Source organism: Caulobacter sp. ALps2, assembly GCF_058681635.1.
In genome coordinates this window covers 4,732,008-4,747,291 of record NZ_CM178743.1, presented here as the reverse complement: position 1 = coordinate 4,747,291, position 15,284 = coordinate 4,732,008, and the positions used below count along the sequence as shown (strand labels likewise).

The 15,284-nt window shown below is 68.8% G+C and carries 15 protein-coding genes; 6 read left to right on the top strand and 9 right to left on the bottom strand.

Features of this window, described 5'->3' with window-relative positions; genetic code table 11:
- Nucleotides 1-44: 44 nt before the first annotated feature.
- Complete coding sequence (locus ACW173_RS22315) at nucleotides 45-551, top strand: DUF2141 domain-containing protein (RefSeq protein WP_492082219.1); 507 nt, start codon at nucleotides 45-47, stop codon at nucleotides 549-551.
- On the opposite strand, the gene ACW173_RS22310 is transcribed toward ACW173_RS22315, so the two are convergent.
- Nucleotides 541-1,443, bottom strand: a complete 903-nt coding sequence (locus ACW173_RS22310) for a metallophosphoesterase family protein (protein ID WP_492082218.1) — start codon at nucleotides 1,441-1,443, stop codon at nucleotides 541-543. The genes ACW173_RS22315 and ACW173_RS22310 overlap by 11 nt on opposite strands.
- Before the next feature lie 77 nt (nucleotides 1,444-1,520).
- On the opposite strand from ACW173_RS22310, the gene ACW173_RS22305 reads away from it, so the two are divergent.
- From ACW173_RS22305 to ACW173_RS22295, 3 genes are read left to right on the top strand one after another with little or no spacing between them, the layout of a single operon-like run.
- Nucleotides 1,521-2,648, top strand: coding sequence for a CDP-alcohol phosphatidyltransferase family protein (locus ACW173_RS22305; protein WP_492082216.1), 1,128 nt, complete (start codon nucleotides 1,521-1,523; stop codon nucleotides 2,646-2,648).
- Nucleotides 2,567-3,562: a diacylglycerol/lipid kinase family protein gene (locus ACW173_RS22300; protein ID WP_492082214.1), complete on the top strand. Its 996-nt coding sequence runs from the start codon at nucleotides 2,567-2,569 to the stop codon at nucleotides 3,560-3,562. Before ACW173_RS22305 ends, ACW173_RS22300 begins: the two co-directional genes overlap by 82 nt.
- Nucleotides 3,559-4,437 carry a hypothetical protein gene (locus ACW173_RS22295; protein WP_492082213.1) on the top strand — a complete coding sequence of 293 codons (879 nt, stop codon included), beginning with the start codon at nucleotides 3,559-3,561 and terminating at the stop codon, nucleotides 4,435-4,437. The genes ACW173_RS22300 and ACW173_RS22295 overlap by 4 nt, the downstream gene beginning before the upstream one ends.
- A gap of 139 nt (nucleotides 4,438-4,576) precedes the next feature.
- On the opposite strand, the gene spt is transcribed toward ACW173_RS22295, so the two are convergent.
- The 7 genes from spt to lptC all read right to left on the bottom strand — a co-directional run bounded on the left by spt (nucleotide 4,577) and on the right by lptC (nucleotide 11,876).
- Entirely contained in the window at nucleotides 4,577-5,791 is a 1,215-nt protein-coding gene (gene spt / locus ACW173_RS22290; RefSeq protein WP_492082212.1) for a serine palmitoyltransferase, read from the bottom strand.
- Nucleotides 5,792-5,794: 3 nt separating this feature from the next.
- Nucleotides 5,795-6,046: an acyl carrier protein gene (locus ACW173_RS22285; RefSeq protein WP_492082211.1), complete on the bottom strand. Its 252-nt coding sequence runs from the start codon at nucleotides 6,044-6,046 to the stop codon at nucleotides 5,795-5,797.
- Between the two features lie 77 nt (nucleotides 6,047-6,123).
- Entirely contained in the window at nucleotides 6,124-7,068 is a 945-nt protein-coding gene (gene cerR, locus ACW173_RS22280) for a ceramide reductase (protein WP_492082209.1), read from the bottom strand.
- A complete protein-coding gene (locus ACW173_RS22275) occupies nucleotides 7,061-8,779 on the bottom strand; it encodes a fatty acyl-AMP ligase (RefSeq protein ID WP_492082208.1) in 1,719 nt (572 codons plus the stop codon). The genes cerR and ACW173_RS22275 overlap by 8 nt, the downstream gene beginning before the upstream one ends.
- Nucleotides 8,742-10,118: a lipopolysaccharide biosynthesis protein gene (locus ACW173_RS22270; RefSeq protein WP_492082207.1), complete on the bottom strand. Its 1,377-nt coding sequence runs from the start codon at nucleotides 10,116-10,118 to the stop codon at nucleotides 8,742-8,744. Before ACW173_RS22270 ends, ACW173_RS22275 begins: the two co-directional genes overlap by 38 nt.
- Nucleotides 10,115-11,242, bottom strand: coding sequence for a CDP-glycerol glycerophosphotransferase family protein (locus ACW173_RS22265; protein ID WP_492082205.1), 1,128 nt, complete (start codon nucleotides 11,240-11,242; stop codon nucleotides 10,115-10,117). Before ACW173_RS22265 ends, ACW173_RS22270 begins: the two co-directional genes overlap by 4 nt.
- Nucleotide 11,243: 1 nt before the next feature.
- Nucleotides 11,244-11,876, bottom strand: a complete 633-nt coding sequence (lptC, locus tag ACW173_RS22260) for an LPS export ABC transporter periplasmic protein LptC (protein WP_492082203.1) — start codon at nucleotides 11,874-11,876, stop codon at nucleotides 11,244-11,246.
- Nucleotides 11,877-12,041: 165 nt separating this feature from the next.
- Between lptC and ACW173_RS22255 the strand changes: the two genes are divergently transcribed.
- Both ACW173_RS22255 and ACW173_RS22250 read left to right on the top strand, forming a co-directional pair.
- The gene (locus ACW173_RS22255; RefSeq protein ID WP_492086041.1) at nucleotides 12,042-13,106 is read left to right on the top strand and encodes an LLM class flavin-dependent oxidoreductase; all 1,065 of its coding nucleotides are present in this window, start codon (nucleotides 12,042-12,044) and stop codon (nucleotides 13,104-13,106) included.
- Between the two features lie 2 nt (nucleotides 13,107-13,108).
- Nucleotides 13,109-13,738 carry a cysteine hydrolase family protein gene (locus ACW173_RS22250; protein ID WP_492086040.1) on the top strand — a complete coding sequence of 210 codons (630 nt, stop codon included), beginning with the start codon at nucleotides 13,109-13,111 and terminating at the stop codon, nucleotides 13,736-13,738.
- 155 nt (nucleotides 13,739-13,893) lie between these two features.
- On the opposite strand, the gene ACW173_RS22245 is transcribed toward ACW173_RS22250, so the two are convergent.
- Nucleotides 13,894-15,219, bottom strand: a complete 1,326-nt coding sequence (locus ACW173_RS22245) for a 2-hydroxychromene-2-carboxylate isomerase (protein WP_492086039.1) — start codon at nucleotides 15,217-15,219, stop codon at nucleotides 13,894-13,896.
- Nucleotides 15,220-15,284: the final 65 nt, after the last annotated feature.

The following is a 15,284-nucleotide window of genomic DNA, read 5'->3' as shown; positions in this document are numbered from 1 at the left end:
AGGCGATATCACCTGCCGGCAACAATAAGGATGCGGCCTTTTAGATGAAAGCACGATCCGTTCTCGTCGGCGTAATGTTCGCGATGATCGCGACGGCGGGGACCGCGCGCGCCGAGGGCATGGCCCGCGCGCTGGTCGACAAGGAATGCGTGGGCCGCAAGACCGCCACCCGACTGAACGTGCAGGTCGGCGCCCTGCGCTCGAACGCCGGCGACGTGGTCATCGTCGTCTATCCGGGCGATCCCAGCCGCTTCATGACCGCGCGTGGCAAGGTGGCGCGCGCCAAGATCAAGACCTCGGCGCCGATGAGCCAGGCCTGCTTCTTCCTGCCCTCGCCCGAGGACGCCTATGCGGTGGCGGTCTATCACGACGCCGATGGCAACGGAGACCTGAGCCGTAGTCCGGGCGGCATGCCGACCGAAGGCTACGGCTTCTCGAACGACGCCCCGACCAGGTTCGCCTCGCCGTCGTTCGACGCGGTGCGCTTTGGCGTCAAGCCGGTCGGCGAGACGACCATCCGCGTCAAGGTCCGCTACCCGTCTAGCCGCTGATGTCGGCCAGGCTGTAGCGGCCAAGCTCGGCCAGGCCTTCGCGCCCAAGCGTGACGCCGCGCGCCACGATGCGGACGTGGCGGCCGCCTTCGCGGCGCTCCTCGATCTCGATGGCGTGCCAGCGGGCCGGCGAATGGCCCGTGGGCTGAGCCGAGGCGGAAGGCACGCCCAGCACAGGAATGGCCGCGCCGTTCGGGCCGGGCACCGAGCCGATCAGCGACTCATGGGCGTGGCCGTGCAGGACGAGATCGGCCCCGTGCCGGGCCAGGATCGCCCGTAGCTCCTCCTGGTCCTCCAGCGCCTTGCGCTTGGCCACCGCGCCCTTCTGCGGCGGGTGGTGCAGCACCACCAGGCGGAAGAGGCCAGCATAGGCGGAATCGGCCAGCAGGGCGTCCAGGCGTCGCAGCTGCGCCTCGCCCAGACGGCCGGTGGCCAGGTGCGGGGCGGTGCGGACAGCCGAGCAGAGATTGAAGATCGCGACCGGGCCACGCAGCCGCACCTGCGGGAAGCCCGTCTCGCCCGCATCCCCCAGCCACGGCCTCCACGCCCCGAACCGCTCGACCTCGTCCGGGCCGGCCAGGGCGTCGTGATTGCCCGGACTGACGGTGAAGTCGGCCGAGTTTCCCAGAGATTCCAGCCATGTGCGAGCCGCCGCGATCTCCGTACGCGAAGCAAAGTTGGTGAGATCGCCGCTGATCACCACATGATCGGGCGTCGCGGCCTTCACGTCGGCGACCAGCTCCGACAGCACATCGGGCCGGTGGATCTTGCGCTTCCGGCGCCAGGCGATGCGGCTGAGCAGGCGCTTGGTGAAGACGTCCTTCCATCCGAACGCGCCCGGCGGCGGCGGCAGGTGGGGGTCGGAGAGGTGCGCGATGCGGTATATGGACAAGACGGTTCGGGTCGTTCTGGTCGAAGCAGGCGAAGCTGCGTATCAATCGGGTCGAGATTCAAGGGGTATAACTGTCTTTGGGTAGTGAAATTCAAAACGGGCCGCGCGCTCTGACCGTTGGCGTAGCCGGTGGTCGTATCTGGGGCATGAGCTCGCCCGAGCGCCTGTCGCGCATCTATCGCCGCCTTGGCCTGATCGAAACGCCGGCCGTGGACCTGTCGAACGCCGTGGTCGCGGTCGACGCCGGCTGGGTGTTCGACGAGTCTCTGATCAAGGCCCTGGCCGGCCGCGAGGGCGCCGTGCTGGTCGACGACGCCGGTCGCGCCGTGGCCGTGCATGCGCCCGCCGCGCTGGCCTATGCCGCCACCGAGGCGCTGAACGTCGGCCAGGATCCGTCGGGCCTGGACCCGCGCCTGACCCGCCTGACCGCGTTGGAACTGGGCTCGGCCTATAACAGCGCCCTGCGCAAGCGCGAGCCGCCCGTGCTGGAGCGCCTGACGCCGGAGACCGTCCGCGCGGTCGAAAAGCGCCTGTTCCAGGGCTCTTACAAGGGCGTCACCGACTTCATCACCAAGTACGTCTGGCCGACCCCAGCCCGGATCGTCACCCGCTGGGCGGCCATCGCCAAGATGACGCCGAACCAGGTGACCTTCATCGGCTTCCTGATGACCCTGGCGGCCACCTGGCTGTTTTGGCACGGCCAGTTCGGCTGGGGCCTAGTCTGCGCCTGGATCATGACCTTCCTCGACACGGTCGACGGTAAGCTGGCCCGCGTGACCCTGACCTCGTCCAAGTGGGGCAATGTCTTCGACCATGGCATCGACCTGCTGCACCCGCCATTCTGGTGGTGGGCCTGGTTCATGGGCGTCTACGCCGTCGGCCAATCGATCCCCTATGCGGGCCTCAGCCTGGCCATCGTCGTCGGCGGCTATGTCGCCCAGCGGGTGGAGGAGGGAATCTTTCTGTCCCTCTTCAAGCTGGAGATGCACGCCTGGCGGCCGTTCGACAGCTTCTTCCGCCTGATCACGGCGCGCCGGAACCCGAACCTGCTCCTGATGACCGGCTGTGTCGTCATGGGCCGGCCGGACGTCGGCTTCACCCTGGTGGCTATTTGGACCGCCGCGTGCTTCCTGGTGCACGCCGTCCAGATTCTGCAGGGCTTGGCCGCACCGAAGGGCTCTATCCAGTCTTGGCTGTCGAAATGACGCGTATCGGAGTCGTCCGCAATCCTAAGAGCCATGGCAACCGGCTGCATCCGCCCGGGCCGGCGCCCGAGGGCGTCGTGCTGGTCGAACCCTTCGGCCGCGACGCCCTGAGGACGGCGCTGGAGGACTTCGCGCGTGACGGCCTCGACCTGCTGGTCATCGACGGCGGCGACGGCACGGTGCGCGACGTCATCAGCCTGCTGCCTCACACCTTCGGTGAAAACCTGCCGATGCTGGCGGTGCTGCCCTCGGGCAAGACCAATGTGCTGGCGATCGACCTGGGCACGCCCGACGACTGGCGGCTGGAGGAGGCCCTGGTCGCCGCTCGCCGGTCCGAGCCGACGGTCAAGTCGCGACCGCCGCTGCGGGTTAGCTGGACCGACGGCCACCGGCCCTGCCTGCAGGGTTTCTTCTTCGGTGTCGGCGCCCCGGTGAAGGCCACCACCCTGGCGCAGAAGGTCCACAAGGTCGGCTTCTTCCACAACCTGGCCGTGGCCGTGACCATCGTCACCGCGGCGCTTCGGGCGGTATTCGGCGGCAGCCGCGACGAGTGGCGCGAGGGCGTGCCGGCCACGATCGCCCTGGACGGCGAGATCCAGCCCGAGGGCGAGCGCTTCGCGGTGCTGGCCACCGCCCTGAAGCGCCTGCCGTTCGGCGTCATGCCTTTCGGCGCGCCGCGCGAGGGGCTGAAGCTGCTGGACGTCGACGCGCCCCCGCGCCGCCTGCTCAAGGCCTTCCCGATGGTGCTGAGCGGTAAGGTCGCGCCGGCGCTGGAGGGCATGGGCTATCGCCGTCGCGACCCGCGCGAGATCAGTCTGGCCGGCGGCGCGCCGTTCGTGTTGGACGGCGAGGTGTTCGAGGGCGGCGAACTGACGATCGGCCTGGGGCCGGCCTTGAGGTTCCTGGTCGGATGAGCCGCCTTCGCGACCTGGTCGCGGCCGAGCTGTCCGTTTCGACCCCCGCGCCGATCACCGCCTTCGCCGAGCACCTGGCGACGATCTTCCCGGACGCAAGGGCGGTGCTGTTCTACGGCTCGATCCTGCGGACCGGCGACCTGTCGGGCGTGCTCGACTACTACGTGCTGACCGAGCGGCCGCCAAAGGGCTGGCGAGGCTTCTTCACGCGCATCCTGTGGCCGGACGTCAGCTATCACGAGCTGGCGCATGGCGGAGCGGTGCTGCGGGCCAAGGTCGCCTCGATGACCCTGGAGCAGTTCCAGCGGGCCGCCGCCGGCGCGACCCTGGACACCACCATCTGGGCCCGCTTCGTCCAGCCCTGCGCGCTGATCTGGGCGGGGGAGGGCGCGCGGGAACAGGTCATCGACGCGGTGACCGACGCTTGCCGTACGGCCGCGTGCTACGCCCAGGCTCTGGGACCGGCCGGCGGCTCGCCGCACGCCTTGTGGGCGGCCCTGTTTCAGGAGACCTACAAGGCCGAGCTGCGGGTCGAGAAGGCGGGCCGCGAGGTTTCGATCCTGACCTTCGATCCTGGCCGCTACGACCGCGTCATGGAGGCCGTGCAGGCCGATCAAGCCGGGGCGTTGGACGCGGGCGAGCGGAGCCGCGTCCGCGAGGCCTGGACGCCGCGCAAGTTGATGGGCAAGCCGCTGAACGCCGCTCGGCTGATGAAAGCGTCCTTCACCTTCCAGGGCGCGGCGCGCTACGCCGCCTGGAAGATCGAGCGCCACACCGGCGTGGCCGTCGAGGTCACGCCCTGGCGCGAGCGACACCCGATCCTGGCCGCGCCAGGCGTGTTGATGAAGGTCTGGAGCGCGCGGCGCAGGACCTGAAAACAAAAACGCCCGGGTGTGAGCCCGGGCGTCTTCGTTTCAGCGAAGGGAGCGCTGCCGAGCGCGTAGGGACGCGCTCTATCTCTTGAATCTAAAGCCTGTTTATCGAATTTGGATGTGCATCCAAATTCGACAGGCTTTAGGCGCGGGCGCGCTTGAGGGGCTCGATGACGCCAAGAGCCGCGCCGATTTCGGCGAAAGCGCTCAGGACGGCGTCGATCTGCTCGTCGGTGTGGGCGGCGCTGACGCTGGCGCGCAGCAGCGGGCGGCTGTCGGGCGTCGCGGGCGGCAGCGCCAGGTTCAGGTAGACGCCGGCCTGCAGCAGGCCGTTCCACATGGCGATGGCGCGTTCCTGGTCCGGGATGGTCGTGGCGACCACCGGGCTGGCCGTCGGGCCGGTGTGGAAGCCCATGGCGGTCAGGCCGTCATAGAGGCGCTTGGCGTTGCGGTTCAGGCGGTCGCGCAGCTCGGGCTGTTCGACCATGCGGCGCAGGGCGGTGATGGTCGAGGCGACCACGGCCGGCGGCAGCGAGGCGGTGAACATGTAGGGGCGGCAGACGACGCGCATGACGTCGAAGTCGTCCATGTTCGAGACGCAGAAGCCGCCGATGGCGCCCAGGCTCTTGGAGAAGGTGCCGACGATGAAGTCGACGTCGTCTTCCACGCCGGCCGCCTCGGCCAGGCCGCGACCCGTCGCGCCCAGCACGCCCATCGAGTGGGCTTCGTCGACCAGCAGGTAGCCGCCCAGCTCACGCTTCACGGCGGCGATTTCCTTGAGCGGCGCGACATCGCCGATCATCGAGTAGACGCCCTCGACAACGATCAGGCGCTCGCCCGGCGTATCGCCCAGGCGACGCAGGCGCTTGGCCAGGTCTTCGGGATCGTTGTGACGGAAGCGGATGACCTCGGCGTGGCCCAGGCGCGAGCCGTCGTAGATCGAGGCATGGCTGTCGGCGTCGAGGATCAGGTGGTCGCCGCGACCCACCAGGGTCGACAGCACGCCCAGATTGGCCTGGTAGCCGGTCGTGAAGACCATGGCGTGCTTGCGGCCGTAGAACTTGGCCAGTTCCTGCTCGAGCTCGACGTGAGCCTCGAACGAACCGTTGGCGATGCGTGAGCCGGTCGTACCGGTGCCGCGCTCCTGGACGGCCTTCACCGAGGCGGCGATCGCCTCTTCGTCGAAGGTCAGGCCCAGATAGTTGTTGGTGCCCAGCAGGATGGTCCGGCGGCCTTCGACGACGCCTTCGGTCGGCGAGGTGACGGCGTCGAAGCGGACCTTGAACGGGTCGGCCCCGGCGTCCTGAATGGCCTTGTACGCGTCGCGATAGGCCAGGTGCTTATCAAACAGCCCCATTAGTTAAGCCCTAGTCCGGAGATCATTGATCAGTTTGGAAAGATCGCCGGCGGTCTCGACGGAGGCCAGGCGATCGAGAGGAATGGAGATGTCGAAGGTGTCTTCGAGCTCCATGATGATGTTCATGAGGGCCAGGGAGTCCACGGCGAGGTCACGGCCAATATGCGACTCCGCGCGCACTTCTACAGGGCGTCCCAGAACCTTGGTCGTCGCTACCCCGATCTCGCGCAAGCTGAGATCCGTCACCGTTTCCATTCTAAATCAAACCTCCGGGAGCCCCACCCGTGACACTACTGTAACGGCGAGTCTGTCAGATTTCCGCCATATTCGAATTAGGCGCCGATATTTTCAGGCAACCAACCCTCTGTCCGGTACCAATCGACGGTGTGAGCGAACCCATCGATCAGGCCGAACACGCTGGGTACTCCCTCCGCCTTCGGAGCGCTAGATAGTGACCAATCAGCGTGAAGCAACTCCTTGACCTTGCCGGAGCCGAACACGGTAGGGGTTTTCGTTGCGTAAGACCAAGCGTCCGCAAGGGTTCCGGCCAACGTCAGCACCTTGTCGGGAAGCCTTGCCAGGCGCGGGTTTGCGCCCATTGTCGCCCCCGCGGCGCTCATGATTTCCGCCCAAGTGTAACCGTCGCGCCGCACATCCGAGAGTTCGATAAGGCCCGAAACCGGATTTTCGCAATAGTTCGCAAGCTTGGCCGCGGCGTCCTGGACGTGGATCATGGCGATCCGGGTGTCGGGAGACAGCACCGGCAGGATCGGGCTTCTCGCCGCCAGCTGGAACAGGGCCAGGGTCTCGGTGTCGCCGGGGCCGTAGATGGCCGGCGGGCGGACGACCAGGGCGTCAGGCAGGATTTCACGCACCGCGTCCTCGCCGGCCCGCTTGCTGGCGGCGTAGTTCGAGAGTTGAGGCTCGCGCGCGGCCAGGCTGGAGACCAGGATGAACCGACTGCCCGCGGCCTTCGCGGCCAGGGCGACGGCGCGGGCCCCGTCGCGGTTGACGGCGTTAAAGCCTTCAAGCGAGGCGGCCTTGATCAGGCCAGCCGCGTGGATCACCACTTCGGCGCCCTTGCACAGGCGGTCCAGCGCGCCCGGGGTCTTCAGGTCGCCGACGACGACGTCGACCTCGATATCGCGCCAGAACGGATGAACCGGGTCGCGGCGCGCCAGGACGCGCGGCGTCCAGCCGTCCCGGGCCAGGGCGCGGACCAGATGACGGCCCAGAAAGCCCGTGGCGCCGGTGACGGCGACGATCCGGTCAGTCACCGTAGGTTCCGGCCAGATAGGCGGTCTTGGCCTTCGAGCGGCTGAGCTTGCCAGACGAGGTCTGGGGCAGGGCGTGGGCGCCGACCAGCTTCACCTTGGCGTCGACGCCATGGCGGGTGCGCAGCAGGGTGGCGACCTGTTCGACCATCAGCGCGCGTGTGTCGGCGTCGCCGCCGCGGGCCTGGACCAGCACGACGATCTGGTCTTCCGGCTCGGCGGGGATGGCGAAGGCGCAGACGTCGCCGCTGCGCAGGCCGTCGATCTCATGATCGGCGGTCCACTCCAGGTCCTGGGGCCAGATGTTGCGGCCGTTCAGGATGATCAGGTCCTTGGCGCGGCCGGTGATGACGATCTCGTCCTCGATCTTGAAGCCGATGTCGCCAGTGTCCAGCCAGCTGTCGGTCGACAGCACGCGCGCGGTCTCGTCCGGATTGGCGAAATAGCCGCTCATGATCGAGGGGCCCTTGGCGAAGATGCGGCCGACGCCGCGCTCGGGCAGGACTTGGCCGTCGTCACCGCGCACTTCCAGGAAGTGGTGGGGCAGGGCGGGGCCGCAGCGAGCGAAGTCGCGGGCGCGTTCGGAGCCTTCCGGCGCGTCGACGGCCAGGTTGTCACGCTCCAGGCGCTCGACATCCAGGGTCTCGGCGCGCAGACCCTTGCCCAGCGGGGCCATGGACAGGGCCAGCGTCGCCTCGGCCATGCCATAGCTGGCCACGAACGCCTTGGGCGAGAAGCCGGCCGGCTCGAAGGCCTCGACGAAGGCCTTCAGCGGCGGCATGCGGATCATGTCGCCGCCCAGGCCGGCGCTGCGCCAGTGACTGAGGTCATAGGCGTCCAGCGGCTGGCCCTGCACGCGGCGGGCGCACAGCTCGTAGCCGAAGGTCGGGCTGTAGGCGATGGTCGCCTTGTTGCGGCCGATCAGGTCGATCCACAGCAGCGGACGGCGGACGAAGGCGCCGGTGGGCAGCAGGTCGACCGTCATCTGGCAGGACAGCGGCGAGAGCAGGAAGCCGATCAGGCCCATGTCGTGATAGAGCGGCAGCCACGAGATGGCGCGGTCCGACGCCGTCACCTGCAGGCCGTCGCGGGTGATCGCGACGCAGTTGGCCATCAGGGCCTTGTGCAGCACCAGCACGCCGGTCGGGGTGCGGGTGCTGCCCGACGAGAACTGCAGGTAGCAGGGGTCTTCCGGGCTGATCGTCGGGAGCTGCGCGCCGCCGTCCTCCGGCAGGTCGGCCAGGACGCCGGCGAAGTCGAGACCCGCGCGCTCGCCGATCTCGGCCACCCAGTCCTTCAGGCCGACCGGACCGATCAGGATCTTGGCCTTGGCCGACTTCGCCAGGTTGGTGATCTGCTCGATATAGGCCGCGCGGCCGCCCAGCGGGGTCGGCAGGGCCATCGGCGCGGGCAGCAGGCCGGCATACTGGCAGGCGAAGAAGGCGCGGACGAAGTCGGCGTCGGTCTCGGCCAGCAAGGCCACGCTGTCGCCGACCTTGGCCCCCGTGGCCAGCAGGCGGCGAGCCAGCACCAAGGCGTCCTCACGCAGCTTGGCGTAGGGGATGGCCTCGACCAGCTCGCCACGCAGCGAATACAGGTTGACGCCCGTCTCGCCCGTCGCGGCGAAATCGAGAGCCTGGGTCAGGGTCGGGAAGTCGGCGAACCGGACAGTACGCTCAGACGCCGTGGGGGTGATCATAGGATAGTCTTTCATCGTCTTTGTCGGTGCGCGCGGCGTTTTCGTCCGCGGCGAGTCGGGCGAGCCTGTGGCGCGCCATGAAATACATGCCGGCGGCCATCGCCAAAGCGGACGCAACCAGGGCGGCGCCCGCGCCCGTCAGTCCGAAGGCGTTGATCAGCGGAACCAGGGCCGCCAGATAGGCCACGACGACCACTAGGCGAACCGTCAGAGCCGCGCCCGCGGCGCGCATCGAGACCAGCATCGGCTCCAGCGGCAGGGACAGGATGGCGATGGCCGCGGCGGCCACCTGCCAGTTCATGACGCCCGCGGCCGCTCCATACGCCTTGCCCATCACGATTTCCAGGATCGGGCGTCCCGCGACCAGGCTGACCAGCAACAGTACGCCGGCCGCGGCGCCGCCGATCAGGCCGATCTGAATGGCCAGCTTGGTCATGGCCTGTTGGCCGCCCGTGGCGCGCATCTTGGCCAGTTCGGGATAGAGGGCCGGGACCATCAGGCGGGCCGGCTTGGCCATGCCGTCGGCCACCTGCTTGCCGATCCGCCAGTAGGCGGCCTGCACCGGACCCAGCATGGCGCCGACAACCAGGGTCAGCACGTGGGTGAAGCCGACGTCGACCGTGCTGGAGAAGTTGGTGGCCATGGCGAAGCGCCAGACGCCGGGCAGGCCTTCAGTCGTGGGACCCGCCAGGGTGAAGCCCTTCAGCAGGCCGCGCTTGTTCAGGTCCCAGATCGCGATGGCGGCGATGTAGAAGAACGAGGCGAAGGTGCCGGCCGCCCAGGCCAGCAGGAACCACTGGATCGGCGCTGTGGTGACGGCGCAGATCGCGCAGCCGACCATCCGCACCAGCGAGCTGACCGCCTGCTGGCCCGCCAGGAAGCGGAACCGGTCGAACAGGCGCAGCAGGCCGACGCCCGTGGCCGAGGTCATCACCCCGATCGACAGGGCGTAGAGCGCGCCGTGGCCGATCACCTCGGCGGGCCATTGCAGCTGGCGCCAGAACAGGAAAGCCCCGGCCACGCCCAGGGCGGTGCCCAGGACGCCGCTGATCAGGTCCAGCAGCAGCGACAGGCGCAGCACCTGGTGGAACTTGGGCTTGTCGCCGTCCATCGCGGGCGCCGTGCCGTAGGTGATCAGGGTCTGCCAGGACTGGAAGTGCGCCACCTCGCCCAGGAACTGGGCGAAGGCGTTGATCAGCACCACGACGCCCATCGCCTCCTTGCCCAGGCTGCGGGCGGTCAGGGCGATATAGGCCAGGCCGACGACGGCGTTGACCACGCGGCCGCTCAGCAGCTGGCCGGCGTTGCCGAGCACCTTCCTGAGCGGAGAGGCCGGCTGGGCCGCGTCGGTCATGCCACGCGCTCCAGCTTGTCGACGATGGCGCGGGCCGCGCGCACCGAGGCTGGCGTGTTGCTGACGTCGAAGGTCTCGTCGATGCCCAAGGTCTGGGTCTCGAGATAGTCCTCATGGGTCGCGAAGGCCTGGTCCAGGCCCTCGCCCAGGCGGTCGATGCTCTCCAGCACGGGGCCGAACAGCCAGTGGTGAAAGCTGGGGTCGCCGCGCCAGGCCGCGCCGCCGCTGTTGAGGAACAGGCACGGCTTGGGCGTGCGCAGGAACTCGTAGACCTGACTGGAGACGTCGCCGAGATAGAGGTCGGCGGCCTTGGTGTAGGTCATGTCCGCCGCCGCGGGACCGCCCAGATCGACATGGATGCGCGGATTCTCGGCGAAGGTCTTGAACGCCGCGCGCTCTTCCATCGAGGCGGTCTCGAATAGCCGGATATGCGGGGCGAAGATCAGGTTGTAGCGGTCGTTGGTCGCGAAGAACTCCAGCACCTGCTGGCCCCACTTGGGCCAGGAGCCGAGCTCGGCGTGGAAATGCGGATTGTACAGCACCACCGGGCCGGGGTGGTCGAAGCGCGGAGCCTCGCGCTGGGGCAGCTCGTCGACCAGGTCGAATTTGGGATAGCCGACCATGGCGCAGGTGTCTTCGGTGACCCAGCCCTCCTGCAGCATGCGGTCGCGCTGTTTGCGGCCGGCGGCCATGACCAGGTCGAACAGCTTCAGGCGCGGTTCGAACGGCCCTTCGCGGTCGCCGGCGCCGTGCTGGGTGTAGACCAGCAGCGGATGGCGCACCCCGATGCGGCGGAGCAGGGCGGTGGTGCGCTCGGGCGTGATCACCGCGTCATAGCGGGCCAGGCGCAGGGCGTTGGCGATCAGCATCGGCGCCTTCGGCGGGGCGCCGCCCTTGCCGAAGCGGCGCAGCCAGGCCGGGGGCAGCAGGACGAGCTCGATCGGCGCCCCGCCCAGCTCGGCGATCAGGCCGGCGACATAGTCCAGCAGGTCGGGCGTGGTCGTGGCGATCTCGACCTTGATGGCCGGCCAGCGCCGAGCCATGGCGACGGCCACCGACAGGCTGTGCCAGACCTGATGGTGTTGCGCGATGTAGAGAAAGCAGACGCGTTTTAGGGCGGCCACGTCAGCGCCCGGGCTCCAGCCGCGTGCGCACACGGCCCTTCAGCACCACGCGGTCCCCCTTGTCGGTGACGTTGTAGCTGTTGGCCTGGGTGCTGCCCTGGGGCGCGGAGCCCGCGATGCCCGAATTGCCGCTGACCTCGCCCGTGCGCATGTCGATCAGCGCCTGCGGGGCGTCGAAGTCGTAGCCCTCGGCGCTGGTGATCTTCACCTCGTCCGACAGCAGCAGGGTGTGCTCGGTCTCGCGATAGACGCCGGTCTTGGCCGTGGCCTGAGTGGGATCGGGCGCCCCATAGCCGCGCACCAGCAGCGGCGCGGTCAGGCGCACCAGATTCGGGTCCTTGGCGTCGCGTTCGGCGTGGTCGGCGGTGATCAGGAAGGCGCGGCCGTCCTTCAGCACGCCGGTGAAGCGCGGCTTGTTCAGCACTAGGGGCGTGTTGGCCGCCTGGGTCCGGAGCTTGTTCGACGCGAAGCTGCGCAGCGACGCCTGGCCGACGACGGCCACGCCGACGCCGATGGCTAGGACGGCCAGGGCGAAGCGCAAACGACGGACCGGCGCCCGGCGACGATTCCGGGCCCGTTCCGCGGCGCTTTCAGTTGGGGGGACGGCGGAAGCGCCATCGGTCTGGGTGAGCATTTGGGGAATGGATAATCCTGTGTCGCCATTCGCCCAAGACCTTTGTTTTCCGGTGCGCGGTCCTGGCACATGTAAGTTGCCCGCGGATGGCGGCGACTGGCGCTCCGTCAAGTGCGGTTGTCCCTCGGGTTGTTTGGGGCGATGAAGCGCGTGATGATCCGCGCCATGTTCGATCGACCCACGCAGCATAAGGATTTCGGCGTCTTTCTGCCGGTCGCGAACGGTGGGTGGATCGTCTCCAAAACCACGCCCAGGCTGGACGGGCTTTATGCCCAGAACCGGGCCGCCGCGATCACGGCCGACCAGGTCGGCATGGATTTCGTGATGTCGATGGGCAAGTTTCGCGGCTTCGGCGGCGAGACCGACCACTGGGGGACCTCGCTCGAGTCGGTGACCCTGATGGCCGCCATCGCCGAGGCGACCAAGAACGTCCGCATCTGGGCCACGGTGCACCCGCTGCTGCGGAATCCGGCCGTGGCGGCCAAGATGATCGCCACCCTGGACCACATCAGCGGCGGCCGGGCGGGGCTGAACATCGTCGCCGGGGCCTACAAGGCCGAGTTCGACCAGATGAGCGCCTGGGACGATTCGTTGTCCCACGATGACCGCTACGGCCTGGCGGAGGAGTGGACGACCATCGTCAAGCGCCTGTGGACCGAGGACAGCGTCGATTTCGCCGGCAAGTACTTCACGATGAAGGACTGCCAGTCCAAGCCCAAGCCCGTGTCCAAGCCGCGTCCCGAACTGATCTGCGCGGGGATGTCCGATCGTGGCTTTCAGTTTTCCGTGCGCGAGGCCGACGCCTGCTTCATCGGCGGACGGTCGCGAGGGGAGCACCGCGAGGCCTCGCGCCGGGCCAAGGCCCTGGCCGCGACCCTGGGCAAGAGCATCCGCACCTATGCCATGTGCACGATCATCCACGCCGATAGCGACGCGGGCGCCCAGGCCCTGGTTCAGCGCTATGCCGAGGGCGCGGACATGGGCGCGATCCTGGCCATGCTGGCCAGCTGGGGCGTGCCGGCCGATCGCCTGGCTTCGGTGGCCGAAAAGCAGGGCGCGTTCATGACCCAGACCATGGTTGGTTCGCCCGCCACCTGCCGCGAGCAGGTCGAGGCCTTCATCACCGAGTGCGAGCTGGATGGGTTGATGCTGATCTTTCCGGACTATGTGGAGGGGTTGTCGATGTTTGGCTCCGAGATCCTGCCTCACCTGCGGTCGGCATTCTCGTGACCTTGCCCAAGGACTTGCGGGACTGGGTCGCGCCGGACCGCACGGCGCTGCTGATCGTCGACATGCAGGTCGATTTCGGCGCGCCCGAAGGCTTGGCCGCCCAGTGGGGGCTGGACCTCTCGACCGTGCCGGCGGCGCTGGCGGCGGCCGAACGCTTGGCGGACGCCGCGCGGGCGGCGAGCGTTCCGGTGGTGTTCGTCGGTCTGTTCACGACGCGTGAAACCGATTCCGACGCCTGGGACGAGCGAATGCGCCGGCGCGGCGCCGACCCCGAGGCTGGCCCGGCGCTCTGCCGCGCCGGAACGCCGGGCGCTGATTTCGTCGGACCCCGGCCCAAGCCAGGCGAGCGCGTCTTCCGCAAGACTCGCTACAGCCCCTTCTGGGACACCGACATCGACGCCGAGCTGGAGTCTTTGGGTGTCGACACCTTGGTGATCGCCGGCCTGACCACCGAGTGCTGTGTCGCCGACACCGCCAAGGACGCTTTCAACCACGACTACCAGGTGTTCATCGCGGCCGACGCTTGCGCGGCCTACGAGCCCGACCTGCATGCCGCCGCGCTGAAGATGCTGGATCTGAACACCGCGATCCTGACCGACACGGCCAGCGTCACCGACGCTTGGGACGCTTGATGGTGACGCCTTTCAAAGTGACTGGGGCCCCGCCGCTGGTGACCGAAGCCGAAGGACTTGGCCGACAGCGCTTGGTGTACGCCCTGACGGCTCTGGAGATCCGCGGCTGGGCCGAGCTGGGCGTGACGGCGAAGGGGCCTTCGGTCTATCGGCGCCTACATCTTGGCATGGGATGAGGTTCGTACCGACTCGATGGCCGCGCGGATGTCGTCCTCCAGCATCCACAACCGGTCTTGACCCCAATGGGCAGGCTGGCCGCTGACCCGGAAGCTGGGCGCGCCCCAGACGCCGGCGTCCAGCAGGGCGGCGCGGTTGGCCTCTGCCCGGTCGCGCCAGGTCTCGTCGGCCAGGGCGGCGGAGACTTGAGCGTCGGTCAGCCCCGCGCGTCGGGCCACGGCGTAGAGGCCGTCGTCCTCCGCCAGGGCGATCCCGTCGGCGAAGGCGGCCTTCAGGCCCAGCTCGGCGAAGTCCTCGCCAAGGCCCAGCGCGATCGCGTGGTGCAGCACCGCCAGGGCCCGTTCCGCGCCGGCTCCGACGGGATCGACGATCTTGCCGAACGGCAGGCCCAGGCGCTCGGCCTCGCGTTTGCAGTCCAGGGCGATGTAGAGGGTCTTCACCCGCGGCACGGCCAGGCCGCGCATGACCATCGGCAGGATCGGCTTGAGCTCGAGCCGCGCGCCATAGGCCCGCGCCAGTTGCCGGATCCGCGGCAGGACCAGCCAGGAATAGGGGCTGCGGAACGAGAACCACAGTTCGATGGTCGGCGCGATCAGGTCCAGCGGCGAGCCCAGTGGCGAGCTCAGCGTGGGCTCGAGGGCGGGGGCCATTGGCGGCTTTCCAGCCTCGCGGTCCAGGCCCCTGTCGGCCAGGCGGCGCTCCAGCCAGCCCAGGCGGTCGACGCCCCAGAACCACTCGCCCTCGAAGTGGAACATGCCGCCCAGATAGTGGCCGAGATCGGCGCGCTGGCGTTCGCCGGCGATCAGGATGTCGTCGACCAGGCGCGGGGCCTGGCCGCTGGCCCAGGCCGCCATGCCGGCCAGCGTCCTGGTGTCGCTGGACCATAACGCCGCCCCGGCCGCCGAGACGACGTCCTCGAAGCGGCCGCGTTCCAGGGCGTCGGCCAGCACGACTTCCAGCCGCCGGACGGCCTCGGGATCGGGCAGGCTGGCCTTCGCCGGAAAGCCCAGGCCTCGGGCGCGAGCCAGCCGGGCGGCGTCGCGCAAGCCGTAGGCGCGCAGGCGTTCGCGGTCGGGCGCGGCCGAGTCCTCAGGCGGCGGGACCAGCCAGGTGAGGACTTCGACGTCGTAGCGGACCCGCAGGCGCGGCAGCATCTGCGCCGCCAGGTGCGAATAGGGATCGTCGGCCTGGTGGAAATAGCGGACGGTCGGCCGCTCGCCACGCAGCTTGGCGCGCGCGGCGGCGAGGTCGCGGGCCAGCCGGCGGCGGGTCGGACTGGTCAGGGCGGCGGTCACGCCGCGCATGAGGACGGTGCGCAGGGACAAGGCTGGCCTCCTAGTGTCGAGAGGATGACATCTAGCGGCACGAC

Excerpts from the sequence above, each read along its gene's own strand:
- lptC (WP_492082203.1), bottom strand. The coding sequence starts at position 11,876 with ATGCTCACCCAGACCGATGGCGCTTCCGCCGTCCCCCCAACTGAAAGC.
- ACW173_RS22285 (WP_492082211.1), bottom strand. The coding sequence starts at position 6,046 with ATGGAAACGGTGACGGATCTCAGCTTGCGCGAGATCGGGGTAGCGACG.
- ACW173_RS22315 (WP_492082219.1), top strand. The coding sequence starts at position 45 with ATGAAAGCACGATCCGTTCTCGTCGGCGTAATGTTCGCGATGATCGCG.
- ACW173_RS22255 (WP_492086041.1), top strand. The coding sequence starts at position 12,042 with ATGTTCGATCGACCCACGCAGCATAAGGATTTCGGCGTCTTTCTGCCG.
- spt (WP_492082212.1), bottom strand. The coding sequence starts at position 5,791 with ATGGGGCTGTTTGATAAGCACCTGGCCTATCGCGACGCGTACAAGGCC.
- ACW173_RS22270 (WP_492082207.1), bottom strand. The coding sequence starts at position 10,118 with ATGACCGACGCGGCCCAGCCGGCCTCTCCGCTCAGGAAGGTGCTCGGC.
- ACW173_RS22245 (WP_492086039.1), bottom strand. The coding sequence starts at position 15,219 with ATGCGCGGCGTGACCGCCGCCCTGACCAGTCCGACCCGCCGCCGGCTG.
- ACW173_RS22295 (WP_492082213.1), top strand. The coding sequence starts at position 3,559 with ATGAGCCGCCTTCGCGACCTGGTCGCGGCCGAGCTGTCCGTTTCGACC.
- ACW173_RS22275 (WP_492082208.1), bottom strand. The coding sequence starts at position 8,779 with ATGAAAGACTATCCTATGATCACCCCCACGGCGTCTGAGCGTACTGTC.